Origin of the sequence: Rhodohalobacter sp. (genome assembly GCF_034521535.1) — a bacterium.
GTDB lineage: Bacteria > Bacteroidota > Rhodothermia > Balneolales > Balneolaceae > Rhodohalobacter.
Map to the genome: position 1 here is coordinate 115,741 of NZ_JAXHMF010000010.1, position 18,450 is coordinate 134,190.

General features: G+C 44.0%; 16 protein-coding genes. 12 read left to right on the forward strand and 4 right to left on the reverse strand.

Annotated features, from left to right (window positions below; genetic code table 11):
- Positions 1–77 precede the first annotated feature (77 nt).
- The 4 genes from trxA (at position 78) to U5K35_RS18815 (ending at position 6,159) form a co-directional block, all read left to right on the forward strand.
- Positions 78–431: a thioredoxin gene (trxA, locus tag U5K35_RS18800; RefSeq protein ID WP_416221677.1), complete on the forward strand. Its 354-nt coding sequence runs from the start codon at positions 78–80 to the stop codon at positions 429–431.
- Between the two features lie 216 nt (positions 432–647).
- Entirely contained in the window at positions 648–1,739 is a 1,092-nt protein-coding gene (locus U5K35_RS18805; protein WP_322573064.1) for an efflux RND transporter periplasmic adaptor subunit, read from the forward strand.
- Positions 1,736–4,837: an efflux RND transporter permease subunit gene (locus U5K35_RS18810; protein ID WP_322573065.1), complete on the forward strand. Its 3,102-nt coding sequence runs from the start codon at positions 1,736–1,738 to the stop codon at positions 4,835–4,837. The genes U5K35_RS18805 and U5K35_RS18810 overlap by 4 nt, the downstream gene beginning before the upstream one ends.
- A gap of 2 nt (positions 4,838–4,839) precedes the next feature.
- Complete coding sequence (locus U5K35_RS18815) at positions 4,840–6,159, forward strand: TolC family protein (protein WP_322573066.1); 1,320 nt, start codon at positions 4,840–4,842, stop codon at positions 6,157–6,159.
- Positions 6,160–6,179: 20 nt separating this feature from the next.
- Here the strand turns inward: U5K35_RS18815 and U5K35_RS18820 are convergent, their stop codons facing one another.
- Both U5K35_RS18820 and U5K35_RS18825 read right to left on the reverse strand, forming a co-directional pair.
- Positions 6,180–6,596 carry an ATP-binding protein gene (locus tag U5K35_RS18820; RefSeq protein ID WP_322573067.1) on the reverse strand — a complete coding sequence of 139 codons (417 nt, stop codon included), beginning with the start codon at positions 6,594–6,596 and terminating at the stop codon, positions 6,180–6,182.
- Positions 6,597–6,618: 22 nt separating this feature from the next.
- A complete protein-coding gene (locus U5K35_RS18825; RefSeq protein WP_322573068.1) occupies positions 6,619–7,926 on the reverse strand; it encodes a Glu/Leu/Phe/Val dehydrogenase in 1,308 nt (435 codons plus the stop codon).
- A gap of 193 nt (positions 7,927–8,119) precedes the next feature.
- On the opposite strand from U5K35_RS18825, the gene U5K35_RS18830 reads away from it, so the two are divergent.
- The 6 genes from U5K35_RS18830 (at position 8,120) to U5K35_RS18855 (ending at position 13,604) form a co-directional block, all read left to right on the forward strand.
- Positions 8,120–9,274 carry a hypothetical protein gene (locus U5K35_RS18830; protein WP_322573069.1) on the forward strand — a complete coding sequence of 385 codons (1,155 nt, stop codon included), beginning with the start codon at positions 8,120–8,122 and terminating at the stop codon, positions 9,272–9,274.
- Between the two features lie 84 nt (positions 9,275–9,358).
- The gene (locus U5K35_RS18835; RefSeq protein ID WP_322573070.1) at positions 9,359–9,856 is read left to right on the forward strand and encodes an HNH endonuclease; all 498 of its coding nucleotides are present in this window, start codon (positions 9,359–9,361) and stop codon (positions 9,854–9,856) included.
- A gap of 123 nt (positions 9,857–9,979) precedes the next feature.
- A complete protein-coding gene (gene mnmA, locus U5K35_RS18840; protein WP_322573071.1) occupies positions 9,980–11,116 on the forward strand; it encodes a tRNA 2-thiouridine(34) synthase MnmA in 1,137 nt (378 codons plus the stop codon).
- A 55-nt stretch (positions 11,117–11,171) separates the two neighbouring features.
- Positions 11,172–11,927 (forward strand): hypothetical protein, encoded by a 756-nt coding sequence (locus U5K35_RS18845; protein ID WP_322573072.1) that lies wholly within the window; start codon positions 11,172–11,174, stop codon positions 11,925–11,927.
- Positions 11,928–11,937: 10 nt separating this feature from the next.
- Positions 11,938–12,672, forward strand: coding sequence for a 5'-nucleotidase (locus U5K35_RS18850; protein WP_322573073.1), 735 nt, complete (start codon positions 11,938–11,940; stop codon positions 12,670–12,672).
- Positions 12,669–13,604 (forward strand): bifunctional metallophosphatase/5'-nucleotidase, encoded by a 936-nt coding sequence (locus U5K35_RS18855; protein ID WP_322573074.1) that lies wholly within the window; start codon positions 12,669–12,671, stop codon positions 13,602–13,604. Before U5K35_RS18850 ends, U5K35_RS18855 begins: the two co-directional genes overlap by 4 nt.
- A gap of 8 nt (positions 13,605–13,612) precedes the next feature.
- Here the strand turns inward: U5K35_RS18855 and U5K35_RS18860 are convergent, their stop codons facing one another.
- Entirely contained in the window at positions 13,613–14,503 is an 891-nt protein-coding gene (locus U5K35_RS18860; protein WP_322573075.1) for a branched-chain amino acid aminotransferase, read from the reverse strand.
- Entirely contained in the window at positions 14,470–14,685 is a 216-nt protein-coding gene (locus U5K35_RS18865; protein ID WP_322573076.1) for a hypothetical protein, read from the reverse strand. The genes U5K35_RS18860 and U5K35_RS18865 overlap by 34 nt, the downstream gene beginning before the upstream one ends.
- 93 nt (positions 14,686–14,778) lie before the next feature.
- On the opposite strand from U5K35_RS18865, the gene U5K35_RS18870 reads away from it, so the two are divergent.
- On the forward strand, positions 14,779–16,122 hold the full coding sequence (locus U5K35_RS18870; RefSeq protein WP_322573077.1) for a M24 family metallopeptidase: 1,344 nt from the start codon (positions 14,779–14,781) through the stop codon (positions 16,120–16,122).
- A gap of 144 nt (positions 16,123–16,266) precedes the next feature.
- Positions 16,267–18,447 (forward strand): DNA helicase RecQ, encoded by a 2,181-nt coding sequence (gene recQ / locus U5K35_RS18875; RefSeq protein WP_322573078.1) that lies wholly within the window; start codon positions 16,267–16,269, stop codon positions 18,445–18,447.
- The last annotated feature ends 3 nt before the right edge of the window (positions 18,448–18,450 follow it).

Genomic DNA, 18,450 nt, shown 5'->3' on the forward strand with positions numbered 1-18,450 from the left:
CTACGATAAGTTTTGATGATACAATCTATAATGAATTGATATGTGTTAGTTTGCACAAATATTCAGATCTTTAATAAATAAATAAAAAGAAAACATTGAGTGATATGAGTAAACCAATTGAATTCACAGACGATAACTTCTCAGATGAAGTAGAGAACTCTTCTGACCCTGTATTAGTTGATTTTTGGGCAGAATGGTGCGGGCCTTGCAGAATGGTCGGCCCGGTAGTTGAAGAGCTTGCCGGAGAGTACGAAGGAAAAGTTAAGGTCGGCAAAGTAAATGTAGATCATAACTCTGAAGTTTCCGTTAAATACGGAATCAGAAGTATCCCTACACTCCTGATCTTTAAAAACGGTGAAGTAGTAGATCAGATCATCGGAGCTGTACCAAAACCGCAGATCAAAAAGCATTTGGATGCCCAACTGGCATAAATAGTTTATTTGATAGAGGAAAAAGGCGGTCTGATATAAAAATCAGACCGCCTTTCTTATTTTAATTATTCTGTATTAAAGGCTCATCCTCACAAAATATGCAGAATGCTGTGCCATTTATTACTACAATTTTTTACAAAAAAGAAGCGAATAGGATAGAACTAACCGTTAATTTAGTTCGTTAAGGCAGATATAAAAAACCTCTCAAATCTCGACATGAGTAAAGTTACAAAGCGTATTGTTTATTTTTCAGCTGTGGTTATTGTTCTGGGGGCATTGGCCTACCCCAAACTCAAACCTGTTTTTCAGTCAAATAATGCTCAGGCTCAGGGAGGACCGGGTGGTGGAGGAGGTCCGCTGCAGGTAGAAGCTGTTGTAATGGAACCGGAAACAATTGAGGATAGAATATTTTCCAGCGGATCCATTCAGGCTAATGAAGTTGTAGAACTGAGTTCTGAATCATCAGGAATTATAACCGGAATCTTTTTTGAAGAGGGCCGTGAAGTTGATCAAGGCGATCTATTAATTAAAATCAACGACAGTGAACTTCAGGCACAAAAACAGAGGGCCAATTTCCGTTTAAATCTCGCAGAACAGAGGGAAGAGAGGCAGCGAAGACTTCTGGAAAGAGGGGGAATTAGCCAAGATGATTATGATGCGACTCTGAATGAAGTTAATGTATTGCGATCAGAGCTTAATCTTATTGATGCTCAAATTGAGAAAACAGAGATTAGAGCACCGTTTTCGGGCCAAATCGGTTTAAAATATGTGAGTGAAGGAAGTTATATCACCCCGAACGACAGGATTGCATCACTGCAGGAGATCGATCCGGTGAAAATCGATTTTTCCGTACCTGAAAGATACATTGCCCGGGTAAATATTGGCGATATAATTAGTTTTGATGTTCAAGGAATCGACTCCACATTTACCGGTGAGGTTTATGCGATTGAACCCCGCATTGACACTCAAACTCGTACGCTTCAGATTCGCGCGTTGAGTCAAAATGATGATCAACTTCTCTTCCCGGGTGCATTTGCCAATATTGTTCTGATTCTGGAAGAAATTGATGATGCGCTAATGGTGCCAACAATCGCTGTTATACCTGAACTGAATTCGCAAAAAGTGTTTGTAGTTCGAAACGGAGTAATTGAGCAGGCGAGGGTTGAAACAGGTATACGTACCAGTGATAAAGTGGAAATTATCAGCGGGGTTGCCCGTGGCGACACTGTTCTTACCACCGGTTTACTACAGGTGAATCCGGGTACTGAGGTGGATATTACTAAATTGATTAAAAGTTCAGAATTATGAGTTTATCATCACTAAGCATACGCCGCCCTGTTCTGGCTTCGGTCATGTCGATAGTTATTGTACTGTTCGGTGTGATTTCGTTTTTCTATCTGGGCGTCCGGGAATATCCTTCCGTTGACCCTCCTATTGTGACCGTATCAACAAGTTATGTGGGGGCAAACGCCGATGTTATTGAGTCTCAAATTACAGAGCCGCTGGAAGAATCTGTTAACGGTATTGCCGGTATTCGAACCCTAACATCAACAAGTCGGCAGGGACAAAGTACGATTACGGTTGAGTTTGATCTGGAAATAGATATGGAAGCGGCCGCGAACGATGTGCGCGACCGTGTTTCACGAGCACAGAGAAATTTACCGCCTGATGCCGAGCCACCAACTGTTCAAAAGGCAGATGCCGATGCATCACCAATCGTATTTCTGAATGTGAATAGTGATCGTAGAAATCTGCTTGAACTTACCTCTATTGCTGAAAACATTTTTAAAGAGCAGCTTCAGACGATTCCCGGCGTGAGTGAAATTCGGATTTGGGGATCCAGACAGTATGCAATGCGATTATGGATGGATCCTATCAAACTGGCTGCTTACGGTGTGACACCGCTGGACGTTCAGCAAGCCTTGAACCGTGAAAATGTAGAACTCCCTTCCGGCCGGATTGAAGGCAGTACAACAGAATTAACGGTTCGAACGATGGGTCGCCTCACTTCACCCGAAGAGTTTAATAATCTGATAATCCGTGAAGATGAAGGCCGTAAAGTTCGTTTTCAGGATATTGGCTATGCTGAATTGGGAGCTCAAAATGAGCGTACGGTCCTAAAACGAAACGGTGTGCCAATGGTTGGAGTCGTTGCCATTCCGCAACCGGGTTCAAACCAGCTCTCTATTGCCGAAGAGTTTTTTGTAAGGGTGGATCGGATTAAGAGAGATCTGCCCGAAGATATCGATATAGCGGTTGGTTTTGATACTACCGAGTATATAAAGGAGTCAATCAATGAGGTTGAGCAAACTGTATTCCTTGCTCTTGGCCTGGTAATTTTGGTGATCTTCCTCTTTTTACGTGATTTCAGAACCACTTTTATCCCCATCATTGTAATCCCGATTGCGCTGATTGGTTCTTTCTTTATTATGTACGTGGCCGGATTCTCCATCAATGTTCTTACAATGCTGGCGATTGTTCTGGCTATCGGGCTGGTTGTGGATGATGCAATTGTGGTGCTGGAGAATATCTATGCTAAAATGGAGAAAGGATTACCTACAATCGAGGCCGGTATTTTGGGCTCAAAAGAGATCTTCTTTGCTGTAGTTGCCACATCTCTTGCTCTTGTTTCCGTGTTTATGCCGATTCTCTTTCTTGGAGGTACTACGGGTCGATTGTTCAGGGAGTTTGGAGTAGTTATAGCCGGGGCAGTCATTATATCATCATTTGTTGCACTTACGCTGACTCCAATGCTGGCAACAAAGATTTTGAAAAACGGCGCGGAGAAAAATCGATTCTATCAGGCAACAGAACCTTTTTTCCAAAAAGTAAATCAACTCTACAAAAACTCGCTTGAATCATTCATGAAACGCAGATGGCTGGCTTTTGTGGTTTTAGCTGCGGCCGGAATTTTTATCGGTGTTCTCTATTCGAACATACCGGAGGAGCTGGCTCCGAGGGAAGATCGCGGGCAAATTCGAATGTTTGCAACTGCCCCGGAGGGTGCCTCGTTTGAATACATGGACTCCTATGTGGATCAGATGATCTCTACGGTACAGGAGAATGTACCTGAACTTGTAGCGATGAATACGGTAACATCTCCCGGTTTTGGAGCGTCCGGAGCAATCAACTCAGCTTTTAGTTTCTTGAATATCGGGGAAGCCGAAAACAGAGATCGTTCGCAGCAGGAGATTGCTGATCAGCTCACCGGACTTATGTCAGACCTTACCGGTGCACAGACTTTTGTTTCACAGCCGCAATCTATAGGTAATCGTCGCGGAGGGCTACCTATTCAATATGTGCTTCAGGCTCAGACACTGGGACAGCTTGAGGATGTAATTCCCGAATTTTTACGGGAAGCCAATCAGGACCCGGCATTTGTATTTGCTGACGTAGATCTGAAATTTAACAGGCCGGAGCTGCAAGTAGAAATTGACAGAAATCGAGCACGGACCTTGGGTGTTTCGGTCAGGGATATTGCACAGACACTTCAGCTTTCACTTTCCGGAAGCCGTTTCGGATTTTTCATCATGGATGGAAAGCAATACTGGGTTATCGGTCAGATGGACCGTCAATTCAGAAATGAACCGATTGACCTAAAAACGATCTATGTTCGGAGTCAGGATGGATCACTGTTGCAGCTTGATAATCTTGTAACCGTAACTGAGCGAAGCAGTCCGCCGCAGCTCTACCGATTTAATCGATTCAAATCCGCAACGGTCTCAGCACAGCTTGCATCCGGATATACAATAGGTGAAGGCATCGAGTCCATGGATGCAATTGCAGCCCGTGTCTTACCGGAATCAGTTATCACCGATTTAACCGGCCCTTCCAGGGAATTTTCTGAAAGTTCAGCTAGCTTGCTGTTTATTTTTGCACTTGCACTTGTTTTGATTTACCTGGTTCTTGCGGCTCAATTTGAGAGTTTTCGTGATCCGTTTATTATCCTGTTCACGGTTCCACTAGCTATTTTTGGTACACTTGTATCCCTTTGGTACTTCGACCAAACCCTGAATATATTCAGCCAAATCGGTGTCATAATGCTGATTGGGTTGATTGCCAAAAACGGAATTTTGATTGTTGAATTCGCTAATCAGCGACAGGAACAGGGGATGTCAATCATGGATTCTATAATGGATGCAGCGGCTGTTCGTTTCCGCCCCATTTTGATGACTTCAATATCTACAATTCTGGGTATTCTACCGATTGCGATGGCATTTGGAGCAGGATCCGAGAGCAGATCTTCAATGGGTATTGCTGTAATTGGCGGACTCTTAATCGGTAGCTTTTTAACCCTCTATATTATACCTGCTATCTACTCCTATTTTGCTTCAGAAAAAAGTAAAACGAAAGAGATACAAGAGCGCGCGAAAGAAGCCGAAAAATTAGAAACTGCCAGCGTTTAATAATGATGCAAATTCGATTTCTGACACTTACCATTTTCATTCTTTTACTGCTTTCTTCCAACGGTCAGGCACAACAAGCTTTAACTCTGGAGGAGGCTGTTCAAATAGGCCTTGAAAATAATTACGGACTTCAAATTAGCCGTAATCTTAATAAAGAGGCAGAAAATAATCGCTCGCTTGGCAACGCCGGATTTCTTCCCATGGTTGATCTTACCGGAAGCAGAAGAGAAAGTATCGAAGACAGTGAATTCAGATCGGCTGACGGAACCGGGAGGACGAATGAAGACGCTCGAAATACAAATACAAACGCTTCAATTAATTTGAACTGGACTGTTTTTGACGGTCTTACCTCATTTGCAAGATACGACAGGCTGGGATTACTGGAAGAGATCAGCGATGAGCAGCTCAGGTTTGATATGGAGTATATGGTAAGTCAAATAGCGCTCTCTTTTTTCAATATCATCAGAATAAGTGAGCAGATGAAGGTATTGGAGAACAACATTGAAGTGTCGCTTGAACGAATTGACATTGAAGAGACCAAAGTTGATTTGGGTTCAGGTTCAGAATATGATCTGCTTCAGGCCAGATCGGATCTGAACGCAGACCGTGCCGCTTTTATTCGCGAGAGAAATCAATTGAACGAAGCTAAAATATCATTGAATGAGTTGCTTTCACGTGATCCCCTGACAGATTTTGAAGTAACCACTGAAATTGATGTAAACCGGTTTTTGCCTGAAGATGAGCTATTTGATCGATTGATGAAGGAAAACGCAGAATTGGCGATAGCTCGTTTTGAAAATGAAGTTTCACAATTGGAGATCCGTGAGGTTCAGGGAGAACGATATCCGCGAATATCGCTTACTTCCGGCTACAGTTTTAACAGAAGTGAGAATGGCGGTGGATTCTTTCAGTTTAATGAAACGACCGGATTTTCGGTTGGGATTACCGCCCGGGTTAATATTTTTAATGGCTTTAATTTAAACCGGCGCGTGCAGAATGCTCAAATCAGAAAGAAAAATGCAGAGCTGAACCTGGAGGCTCAAAAGTTAAGATTGGAGTCCGATTTTCAGGCAATTTATAGGACGTATCAAAACAGTATTGAACTTGTGGATCTGGAAGAGGAAAATTTATCCAATGCTGAAGAAACCCTGGATATTGCGCTTGAGCGATTTCGTCTAGGATCTATCAGTTCACTGGAATTCAGAGAGGCGCAACGCACATTTTTAGCCGCGGAGAATCGCTTGATTAATGCCAAGTTTGAAGCGAAAGTGGCTGAAACGGAATTACTGCAACTGACGGGTGAGCTGGAGCAGATCTTTTAACCGGGTAGAATAAAAGAGGATTAACTTTCCCGGCTGATTTTAAATTGAAGAGTGGAGCCGTTGTTTAAAAACTCCAAAGAGTCGGAGAGCTCCTTGATAATGAAAATACCCCGCCCCCCGGTGTTTAGCAGGTTTTCTTCATCCAATGGATTCCTTGATGTTGAAACCTCTGTATCAAAACCCTTACCCTCATCAGTAACTTTGGCCACAATCTCAGATTTGGAAATTACTATATCCACAGAAACGTTCTTGTTTGCGTCATATTGATTACCATGCTCTATGGCATTATCAACAGCTTCGCTCAAAAGTAGCATAAACGTGGAAGTCTCATCATCAGATAGAGATGCCTTATCCTGAATGTCAGAAACAAAGTCCGGAACTTTAGTGGCCTCATCATGAGTAGATTTGAGTGAGGTTCGGAATGTGAAGTCAGCCATCTGACCGATTTAGTGTGAAAGATTATGCATAAATGCCGCGCAGTTTTAATGTGGTTACCACACGATTAATAGCATACACGTAAGCAGCCTGTCGTAAAGTGATACCATATTCTTCGCTAACGCTGTATAGATTATCAAAAGCATTTCTCATCATTCTGTTCAAACGACGGTTTACCCGCTCTTCTGTCCAGAAATATCCCTGCCTGTCTTGTACCCATTCAAAATAAGAGACGGTAACACCGCCGGCGTTAGCTAAAATGTCCGGAATAACCATGACACCGTTTTGCTCTAAAATAGAGTCCGCACTTGCTGTAACGGGTCCGTTTGCACCCTCGGCAATAATTTTGGCTTTGATTTTGTGAGCATTCTCTTTGCTGATCTGATCTTCTTTAGCAGCAGGAATCAGTACATCACACTCCAATTCCAACAGCTCTTCATTTGTGATCTTTTCAGCACTCTCAAAACCTTCCAGTGAATTATCATTATTCTGAGAGTATTCGATCATTTTTGGTATATCCAGCCCGTCTGCATTGTAGTAACCACCTGAAATGTCGCTCACGGCAATAATTTTAGCGCCCTGTTCATACATCAACTGAGCGGACACGGAACCGACATTCCCAAAACCCTGCACCACAACTTTAGTCTTGTTTGGCATCAAACCCATTTTGTTTAGAGCTGCTAAGGTAACGGTGACAACACCGCGTCCGGTAGCTTCCTTTCTTCCCTGGGAACCGCCTAAGATGATCGGCTTACCGGTTACAACAGCGGTTTCAGTTCTTTTGGCATTCATGCTGTACGTGTCCATTATCCATGCCATCACCTGCTCGTTGGTATTCATATCGGGTGCGGGAATATCCCTGTCCGGTCCAAATACATCCAGCATATTGGCGGTATAGCGTCGGGTAAGTCGTTCGAGTTCTGTTTTTGAAAGCTCTTTAGGATTACAACGAACACCTCCTTTAGCTCCGCCGAATGGAACATTCACAACCGCGCATTTCCAGGTCATCCAGGCGGCAAGGGCTTTAACTTCTTCCAGGTTTACGTCCGGTGCAAAACGAAGGCCACCTTTTGACGGGCCCAGTACGTTATCATGAATTACACGATATCCTTCAAATACCTTAATCTCTCCATTGTCCATTACTATAGGGACTGAAACAATCACCTGTTTGACGGGACTCGCCAGATACTGAAACATGCCTTCATCCAGCTTTAAGATGTCGGCGGCAAAACGGAACCGCTCCATCATCGATTCAAAGGGTGATTCCTTGCTTAATTTTGGTCCCGGTTCCTTGTAGAAGTTAGAGTTCGAACTATTTTTTTTTGATGACATATTTTTATTGTTGTGGTAGAACTTGATTTATTTAGAGCTCATCTGTTTAAATATCATTAACGAAAAATACGGCTTTTTCTTCAAGTAGAAACTCTTTTTTTGGGAAACATTTCGGGGCAGGGTAATATTCTCTTAACATTAAGTTATTAATTTCTAAATCTTGAAATAAAAATATATTTGCCGTTATTAATTGATGTCTGACAAAAAAAAGAGAAACAAAAAATCTAAGAAGTCCAATGGCCAGGTAGTAATCAGCTATCTGGAAAGCTTGATTCCAACCGGTTTGATGGATCTCATCAAGAGTGAGCGTCGCTTTCTAATCCTTATCGGTATCTTCTTTTTCGTGGCAGGTGCAACTTATGAAACTCCACACATAGCGATGTGGGTCGGGTTTTTCTTTGCGGCCTATTCTGCAATAGCGAACGATAGTATCCAGACAATCGGGACATTTCTTGCATCTAACGCGGAAAAAAAGTGGTGGATCTTATGGCTGTTTATTGGCGGTATTTTTGTAATAACCGTCAGCTACAGCTGGTTCACGTATGATGGGGATGTTACCTATCAGCGTCTTACATCCAAGGGATTTGATCAGGCTCCTCAAAGCTTCGTTTTTCTGCAGATTGCTGCTCCACTTTTTTTGTTGATTATTACCCGGTTGAAAATGCCGGTTTCTACCACATTCTTGCTTCTAAGTGCATTTGCGACAGAGCCGGAAGGAATTACGCAGGTATTGCAAAAGAGTCTGTCCGGTTATTTTGTTGCGTTTGCCGTGGCTATTATAGTTTGGTTGATTCTGAATCGTCAGCTCTTGAAGTGGTTTAAAGGTGACCCTCATCCCGCATGGCGTCCCATTCAGTGGGTGATAAGCGGATCACTTTGGGCTGTATGGCTGATGCAGGATGCAGCAAACATCGCGGTTTATCTCCCTCGTTCTCTTTCAGTGAATGCATTTCTTGTTTTTGTTGGATTTATCTTTCTGGGATTAGGTGTACTTTTCTATTTAAGAGGGGATAAAATTCAGGAAATCGTAACAGAAAAATCCGATGTAACAGATGTGCGCTCCGCAACGGTAATTGATGGTGTGTATGCCATTGTGCTTTGGTATTTCAAAGGTGTGAGTACCGTTCCAATGAGTACAACCTGGGTGTTTATCGGGTTGCTTGCCGGGCGGGAAATTGCCATGAGTCTGACAGACTCTAAAGGGAAGGGCCGGCCAATCTGGCTATCGGTAAAATTGATTTTCAAAGACGCCAGCTATGCCATGATCGGGTTGATAATCTCAATCATTCTGGCCATTGCAATCAATCCCATGATTTGGGATGAACTTGTAAACTTTATTTTCGGTTGAAATTTACATCAAAATAATTCATACTAAATAGGCGTTAAAATGCCTTACTAGATGAATCATACAGGCGTGTAAAACTTCAATACGATGAACTCCAATGTACTTGTACTAAATCAGGACTATCAGCCGCTGAGTGTATGCTCTGTGCAGCGCTCTGTAAAGTTGCTGTTTCTCGACAAGGCGGAGATGCTTCACGAAGATCCGGAAAAAGTAATACGCACTGTTGATCAGGAGTTTTCCTATCCATCCGTAATTCGACTTCGATATTATATCCGGATTCCCTATTCCAGGATTGTACTCACCCGCAAAAATATCATGAAAAGGGATCGGCACATTTGCCAGTACTGCGGAGTGAAGTCCGATCTGACCCTTGATCATGTAATGCCAAAAAGCCGCGGCGGAAAGGATACCTGGGAAAATCTGGTAACCGCCTGCAATAAGTGTAATGTAAAGAAAGGTAACCGAACACCTGACGAGGCGAAAATGCCGCTCGAAACCACACCCTACAGGCCTATTCATATCACTTTTTTTCAGAACCTGATGGGTGGCGTACAGGAACACTGGAAGCCTTATTTGTACATGTAGTAGACCTCACTGCTTCCAGTTACTGAATAAGATATACGGATTTGAGTTCGTTTAAGAGCTTCATACGATTTACACAGAAAATCCGTATTTTAGCTAGTCTAATAAAAAATCAAATCGACAGTTATGAGTACCAAAGGACGTGTTCTTGTTGCGATGAGCGGCGGAGTTGATTCATCTGTAGCCGCAGTGATGCTGAAAGAACAGGGATACGATGTGATCGGAATTACAATGAAAACCTGGGATTACCACCGAAGCGGCGGTAATGACGGGAAAGAGACGGGCTGCTGTACAGTGGAGTCTATGAATGACGCTCGCCATATCGCCGTGAAGTATGGATTTAAACACTTTATCGTGGATATCCGCGATGAATTTGGCGACTGGGTTATTGACCGTTTTGTGGAAGACTATACCAGTGGACGCACACCTAATCCTTGCGTTCTGTGTAATACCCATATCAAGTGGGCGGCGCTTTTGAGACGGGCCGACAACCTGGGTTGCGATTATATTGCTACCGGTCACTACGCAAATGTGAGAGAAGAGAACGGCCGATATGTGATATCAAAAGGAAAAGATCATAATAAAGATCAGTCCTATGCTCTTTGGGGTGTTGAACAGAAACATCTGGAGAGAACGATTTTTCCCCTTGGAAAATATCACAAACCGGAAATTCGCCAAATGGCCGAAGATTACGGGCTGTTGAATGTTGCAACAAAACCCGATTCATACGAGATCTGCTTTATCCCCGATAACAACTACCATCGCTTTCTGAAGGACAAGGTTGATGATCTTGAAGAACGCGTAAGCGGTGGGGTGTTTGTGGATCAAAAAGGAAATATCGTCGGAAATCACAAAGGCTTTCCGTTTTACACCATTGGTCAGCGGCGCGGACTGGACCTTTCTCTGGGTAAACCCGTTTATGTAACGCACATCGATGCGGAAAACAACGTAATTACCGTTGGCGAAAAAGAGGATCTGATCAGCACAACCTGTCGCGCGAAGGAGCTGAATCTTGTTAAATATGATAAAATTCCGAATGGCGAGATGGAGATTACCGGAAAAATCCGTTACAATGACGACGGAGCGATGGGAGTCATCAAACAGCTTTCGGATGATGAAGTTGAAGTGCACTTTCCGGCCGGTAGAGAGGCCATTACACCGGGACAGGCCATCGTTTGCTACGAAGGCGATGATGTGGTTGCCGGCGGCTGGATTCACAAAGTAAATGTTGAGATGAATGAACCTGCAGAACTTGCCGGGTGAAACAAACATTCTGCAACATCGTTTAGAGTGGTAAACCCACAATAAAACCCCTTTTATGAAAACGACTATAACCTCATTTTTACTGCTGCTTGCTCTTCTTATAGCTACGCCCGTTTTTGCTCAGTTTGAAGGTCAGGTACAGTACCGGATTTTAAACGTCGACAGTGGGGTAACCGAACAGACCGATCTGAATATGGTGTTTACATCAGAGCGCATTTTCATCGGATCGAGCAATTCGTTGAACGTGATGTCCGGTTTGAGCACAAACGGTATCCTGGTTCGAAACGATGAACAGGATTTCGTCTTTAATACTGCCGAAGATGAGGCTTTCAAAATCGCAAAATACGATATCGACCGGTTGGTTGAACTGATGAATCGCGTTTCGGGCAAAGCTGAAAATGATCAAAAGCAAAATTTTGATTGGGACAATAGGGTTGAGGAAACAGGACGTACACAGCAGCTGCACGGATTTACTGTGAGGGAATTTGTGCTAAAAGAGGATTCTAAAGATCGACATGTTTCGGTTTGGCTGACTGACGAGATCAAAGTGAACTGGGGCCTGTTGAATGATGCCTGGCACACTACCGGAAAAAAACAGCTTGAGCAGGATTTACCGGTTGAATTAATAATGAATCCAAACAGCTTCCCTCTTTTGATCGAAGGATTTAACGGAGATCAAAGAGTATTTAAAGCAGAAGCCCTATCGGTGAACAGTCGTGATTTTGATCGATCGCTTACTGAACTGTCCCCAAATGTAACTCTGCTCGGATTGAGTGATCTGATGATGAGTATGTTCAGACAAAAGAGGTAATCATTTCTGAATGTTAAACCGAATCGCGACAATACTCCTGCTATCCTTTATACTATTTGCCGGCTGTTCACTCTTTTCTTCAACAGAGAAACAGTCCGAACCTGAGCAAAAAGAATCGGTAACGTATCCCGAGCCTGATCCTGAAATCTCAGCTATTCTGGACTTGTACCGAGGTGCTCTTTTTGATGAAATGGGAGAAACAATCGCCACGGTGCACGATACACTGCGATTCAGTAAACCCGAAAGTGCACTTGGAAACCTGGTTGCCGATGCACTCCGTTACAGGGCAGGTCATGAGCTACAGCAGTTTGTGAATTTGAGCGTGATCGGAGACTCCTCTTTTCGGCTTTATCTCACTCCCGGTGAGCTGACCAGAAAAGATGTGATGGAATTTATGCCCTATGAAAATCACCTGGTAATTCTGAGGTTGAAAGGTGATAAAGTATTTGAACTGGCCAATCAAATTGCTGAATTGGGTGGTGCTCCCGTTAGCGGGATGAGATTGAGAATTGTGGATGGCCGCGCGCGCGGTGTTTTAGTTAACGCGCAAACCCTCAGCTCAGATAAGGAATATTTAGTGGCTACCACAAGCTGGGCGGCCAATGGGGGCGATCAGTTTCCGGCACTTTGGGACTATTCCGGTCGTATAGATCTTCACGACGTGAATGTCCGGGATCTCTATATCGACTATTTCAAAAGCCGCCGCAATATTCACGCAAATCGCGACGGGAGGATTCGATCGTGATTAGCAGAAAAGATTTTCTGAAAAAAAGTGCTTTTTTAGCTGCAGGTGCGATTGCTCCTATAGGTATTGGATCGAGATTGTTTGGCGAAATACCTTCTGATTTAACGATTCTCTACACAAACGACACCCACGCCCGTCTGGACCCGTTTCCTGATAATGCTGTAGAGTTTGCCGGATTGGGTGGAATTGCGCGCCGTGCATCGCTCGTGAAGAAGATTCGATCACAAAGCAAGAACGTTCTCCTACTCGATGCAGGAGATGTATTTCAGGGAACGCCCTGGTTTGACGTGTATGGTGGCGAGATAGACCTGAAACTGATGAGTGAAATGGGGTATGATGCGATGGCTGTCGGGAATCACGAATTTGACCGTGGCCCTGATGGATTTGCTGAAGCAGCTCAAAAGGCAGAATTTCCTATTCTCGCTGCAAACTATGATGCCTCAGGTACTCCGATGAATTCTTATCTGGAGCGTTTGATTGTGCGTGAGTTTAATGGATTTCGTGTCGGGATTTTTGGGCTAGGTATTGAGCTGGACGGGGTTGTTTCACCTGAATTATACGGTGATGTTAAACACAGAGACCCGATTGCCTGGGCTAATGGTATGAAGAACAGTTTGATCGATTACCACAAATGTGATTACATCATCTGTTTGAGCCATCTGGGATTCCGCTACAACAATGGCCGCATGGATGATTTAACCCTGGCCAAGAAAGTTGCGGGGATCGATTTAATCATCGGAGCACACACGCATACTTTTCTGGACTATCCTGTTGGTGTCATGAATCCTGAGGGCGGTGTCACTCAAGTTACTCAAATGGGTCATGGCGGAGTTCGCCTGGGTCGTATAGACCTCAATATCAATAGTGCCGATCAAAAAGTAAAAACGTCTGATCGATTCTATGTTGTTGGCGAGAAAACCGGCTATTTATAAAAATTTTATTAGCCCAGCGAAATGGGATGAGTCCAACCAAAAGAATCGTCAATTTTTCCGTATTGGATTCCCGTAATGGTGGCGAACATTTTTTTGGCGAAAGGCCCGATTTTTTCTTGATCGAGCTGAATGGTTTCATCGTTGTGATGAATCAATCCCACAGGGGAGATGACTGCAGCGGTACCTGAGCCAAATACTTCCTGTAATTTGCCTTCTTTGTAGCTTTCTATGATCTCATCTATGGCTACTCTACGTTCTTCAACTTCTACTCCCCACTTTTTGGCTATGGCAATTACGGATCGCCGGGTAATACCGGGAAGTACAGATCCGGATAGCTTTGGAGTGACTAGTTTATCATCAATCAGGAAGAAGATGTTCATGGTTCCAACCTCTTCTATGTAACGATTTTCCAAAGCATCGAGCCAGATTACCTGAGTATATCCCTTGCTTTGAGCTTTTTGGGCCGGCAAAAAACTTGCCGCGTAGTTTCCTGCAGCCTTCGCTTCACCGGTGCCGCCACGAACGGCCCTGACAAATTTTTCTGAAGTGGTGAGCTTAACCGGATTAAACCCTTCGCTGTAGTATGCAGCTACAGGGCTGGTAATCACATAAAAATGGTACTCTTTGGATACCTTGGCCGCCAGATATTCCTCCGAGGCAAACATAAACGGACGAACATACAGAGCGTGTCCGTGTACTTTTGGAACCCATTGATGGTCGAGTGCAATTAACTTCTCAAGGCCTTCAATAAAAACTTCTTCGTCTACTTCCGGCATGCAGAGGCGGTGAGCTGAATTGTTCAATCTTTGGTGATGGTCTTTAGGCCGGAATAGATGAATGGTTTCATCATCTACGTGATAGGCTTTCATTCCTTCAAAAATGGCCTGTCCGTAATGCAAGAGCCTGCATAGAAGGAGTGAATTGAATTGGGACCGTATGGTTTGATTTCAGGCTGATGCCATTTTCCATCACGGTATGCCATCTCAAGCATATGATCCGAAAAAACCCGTCCAAATTGTAGATTATCAAAATCCACGTCAGAAATTCTGCTTTGATCTGTTTCGGTAATGCTTATTTTCATATTGCTTTGTTGATTTACATTCAATCCTATTAAAGATAACAGGAATTTTTGTAAGTCGTTGACAAAAACTTCTAAATAATTTCGGTTCAAATCATGAAAAAGATATTTTTTCTAATTGTTTTTATTTGCTTTATAAGTGCCGACATAAAGGCACAAACGGTAAATGATATTACGCCCGACATCCTTTCCATGCGCGACAGAGCCGAAGTGATGGATCGCTGGACGGAGCACCGCCTTGATCATCTGGTGCCGGAATTAATGAGAAGAGAAGGGGTGGATATGTGGGTATTGGTTGCACGGGAGTACAATGAAGATCCCGTTCTGCTGACAATGCTTCCGGCTACCTGGCAATCATCACGAAGAACAACAATCTTGATGTTTTTTGATCCGGGTAATGGCGAACCGGTAGAGCGTTTGGCTGTGGCCAGATATGATATTGGTTTTTTTGAAACCCAGTGGTTTCCCGACGAAGAGCCGGATCAGTGGAAGCGATTTGGGCAAGTGGTTGCTGAAAGAGATCCTGACAGGATAGCTGTTAATTTTTCTGAAGATTTCGCATTGGCCGACGGTATCAGCCATACAGACTATATGAACTTAAGGAACAGCCTGAGTTCTGAGCTTCAAGAACGGATTGTTTCCGCTGAAAATCTGGCTATCGGCTGGCTGGAAACCCGAACGGAAGAAGAGAAGGTTGTTTACAGACAGATCAATCGCATTGCTCACAATATAGTTGCCGAAGGTTTGTCTGAAAGTGTGATTACGCCCGGTATCACTACTACCGAGGATGTGCAGTGGTGGTATCGGGAAAGAATCAGGGATCTGAATCTGACGGCATGGTTTCACCCGTCTGTTTCGGTTCAGCGAAGTGAATCTGACGAACATGACGGAGATTTTTCAGGCAGGGCCGACTCAAATGTGATTTTACCCGGTGATCTTCTCCACATGGATTTTGGGATTGAGTATCTGGGGCTCAGTACAGACACTCAGCGCCACGCTTACGTGCTTCGACAGGGCGAAACGGAAGCTCCGGAAGGATTGCGGGATGCATTGGAAGTGGGAAATCGGTTACAGGATATTCTTACCGGAGAATTCAGATCGGGCAGAACAGGAAATGAAATTCTGGCGGCCGCACTGAGTAAAGCGGAATCAGAAAATATTAATGCTACGATTTATACGCACCCGATTGGGTATCACGGCCACGGGGCAGGCCCAACAATCGGGCTTTGGGATCAGCAGGGTGGTGTGCCCGGGAAAGGAGATTATCCGCTCTTTTCAAATACGGCTCATTCAATAGAACTGAACGCGGAAGTTTATATTCCGGAGTGGGATCGGTCTATTCGGATTATGCTGGAGGAAGATGCCATTTTTGATGGAGAAGAGACCTACTACATTGATGGAAGAATGGAAGATTTTTATCTGATCCCCCGGCAAAAGTAACGAAGAACAAAGTTTGCCTGAAATTAAGAGCTCTGCAAATTGCTTTCGGTTTTTGTGAATTGAAGTATGTAAGGAAGTGTTATATCCGGTATCTTGATATGATTCAGGCGAGAAATAGAATTTAGCATTAATAAAACCACAGATATGATTAAGCAAGCGAAGCAGGTCCTGAAACAGACTTTTGGATATGATGAGTTTCGGCCGCTTCAGGGAGATGTAATATCCGATGTTCTCAACAAAAAAGACACACTGGTGATTATGCCCACGGGCGGTGGGAAATCACTCTGCTATCAAATTCCCGCTATTCTTTTTGATGGATTGACGATTGTAATTTCCCCGCTCATTTCGCTGATGAAAGATCAGGTGGAGCAGCTGGACGAGTTCGGTGTGCCGGCTCTTTTTCTGAATAGTACACTTACTCCCGAGCGATATGCGGCGAACGTTCAGAAGCTGAAAAATGGTGAGGCAAAATTGCTCTATCTGGCTCCTGAAACGTTAATGATGAAGAGTACGCGTGAGCTATTGGATCAGCTGAACGTAGATTGTTTTACGATTGATGAGGCACACTGTATTTCTGAATGGGGCCACGATTTCAGGCCGGAATATCGTCAGCTGGCCGAGGTGAGAAAAGATTTTCCTACCGCGGTTTGTTTGGCGTTGACGGCAACGGCAACGCCACGGGTGCGAGAAGATATACGCACTACGCTGGAGATGAACAAAACGGAGACGTACGTTGCCAGTTTTGACCGTAAAAACCTGCTGCTTCAGGTAGTGGATAAGCAGGAGCCGCTGGAACAGATTCTGGATTTTCTCTACACCCGCCCAAAACAGTCCGGAATTATTTACTGTTTTTCCCGACGACAGGTAAATGAACTTTATAGCGATTTAAAGCATGAAGGCCACTCGGTATTGCCATATCATGCGGGGCTTTCAGAAGCACAGCGAACGCGGAATCAGGAAGCGTTTATTCGCGATAATGCGCAGATCATTGTAGCAACCATTGCTTTTGGGATGGGGATCAACAAACCGGATGTTCGCTTTGTGATACACCACGATATGCCGCAAAATATTGAGTCGTACTATCAGCAAATTGGTCGGGCCGGACGTGATGGCCTGCAGGCCGACTGCATGCTTCTCTACAGCTATTCCGATAAACAGAAGATTCAGTACTTCATCAACCAGAAAGAGGGTGAAGAGAAAAAAATTGCGGAACAGCATCTCGCTGCGCTTCTGAATTTTATGGAGTACGACGACTGCCGCAGAAAACCACTTCTTAAATATTTTGGAGAGGAGTATCAGCATGATGAGTGTGGAATGTGCGACAACTGCCTGAAGTACAAAGACAACATGCAGGATTATACCGAACAGGCTCAGAAATATATGAGCTGTATCGCCCGGACAGATGAGACTTTCGGAGCCTACTACATAGCCGATATCTTACGCGGGTCCAAGCAGAAGAAAATTCTGGAAAATGACCATGATAAACTGTCTACGTATGGAATTGGTCAGGAGTGGACAAAAAACCAGTGGATTCAGCTTTCGAGACTTCTGCTGAGAAAAGATCTTCTGAAAAAAGATCCCGATCACGGAAGCCTCAAATTAACATCCGCTTCATCCGCCGTGTTAAAGGGAGATGAGCGGGTTGAAGGAATTTTGGACCGGACACAGGCTACATCAGATGAAGACAAGCCTTCGCGGACAAGCAGTGATGTGGAGAATTTGCATAATGTAGATCTGTTTGAAAAACTTCGCGTAAAACGGAAAGAACTGGCTGATGAGCAGGAAATTCCTCCGTACGCCATTTTCCCCGATACCACGCTGATGGAGATGTCATTTTACTTCCCTCAGGATGATGAATCGCTGATGGCTATCTATGGAGTGGGATCTGTAAAGATGAAAAAATATGGTGATGATTTTCTACCAATCATCAAGGAGTTTGTTCAAAACAATGAAGTTAAGGAGAGAACGAAGGCGATAAAGAAGAAAGTTGAAAAGACCACCGAAAAGAAAAAATATGAACTGGTGGGTGAAGAGTTTAATCAGGGAAAATCTGTAGAGCACCTTGCCGAACAGTTCGGTGTGAAGGAGGTGACCATTCTGAGTAACCTGAAAAAATATCTGGATGACGGGAATAAAATTGATCCGGACGGAATTCTGGAAGCTTCTTCACTTTCGCAGCGAAAAATTGACGAGGTCTACGAATCGATGGATAAAGTGGGAGCCGACATTCTCAAGCCGGTTTATGAAGATCTTGATAAAACGGTGGATTACGGTGAACTTCGGGTGCTGCAGCTGGCTTATCTGGCAGAGAACAGATCATCTTAAATG

Excerpts from the sequence above, each read along its gene's own strand:
- U5K35_RS18830 (WP_322573069.1), top strand. The coding sequence starts at position 8,120 with ATGTCTGACAAAAAAAAGAGAAACAAAAAATCTAAGAAGTCCAATGGC.
- U5K35_RS18870 (WP_322573077.1), top strand. The coding sequence starts at position 14,779 with ATGAAAAAGATATTTTTTCTAATTGTTTTTATTTGCTTTATAAGTGCC.
- U5K35_RS18815 (WP_322573066.1), top strand. The coding sequence starts at position 4,840 with ATGATGCAAATTCGATTTCTGACACTTACCATTTTCATTCTTTTACTG.
- U5K35_RS18845 (WP_322573072.1), top strand. The coding sequence starts at position 11,172 with ATGAAAACGACTATAACCTCATTTTTACTGCTGCTTGCTCTTCTTATA.
- recQ (WP_322573078.1), top strand. The coding sequence starts at position 16,267 with ATGATTAAGCAAGCGAAGCAGGTCCTGAAACAGACTTTTGGATATGAT.
- mnmA (WP_322573071.1), top strand. The coding sequence starts at position 9,980 with ATGAGTACCAAAGGACGTGTTCTTGTTGCGATGAGCGGCGGAGTTGAT.
- U5K35_RS18810 (WP_322573065.1), top strand. The coding sequence starts at position 1,736 with ATGAGTTTATCATCACTAAGCATACGCCGCCCTGTTCTGGCTTCGGTC.
- U5K35_RS18865 (WP_322573076.1), bottom strand. The coding sequence starts at position 14,685 with ATGAAAATAAGCATTACCGAAACAGATCAAAGCAGAATTTCTGACGTG.
- U5K35_RS18835 (WP_322573070.1), top strand. The coding sequence starts at position 9,359 with ATGAACTCCAATGTACTTGTACTAAATCAGGACTATCAGCCGCTGAGT.
- U5K35_RS18850 (WP_322573073.1), top strand. The coding sequence starts at position 11,938 with ATGTTAAACCGAATCGCGACAATACTCCTGCTATCCTTTATACTATTT.
- U5K35_RS18820 (WP_322573067.1), bottom strand. The coding sequence starts at position 6,596 with ATGGCTGACTTCACATTCCGAACCTCACTCAAATCTACTCATGATGAG.
- U5K35_RS18825 (WP_322573068.1), bottom strand. The coding sequence starts at position 7,926 with ATGTCATCAAAAAAAAATAGTTCGAACTCTAACTTCTACAAGGAACCG.
- U5K35_RS18805 (WP_322573064.1), top strand. The coding sequence starts at position 648 with ATGAGTAAAGTTACAAAGCGTATTGTTTATTTTTCAGCTGTGGTTATT.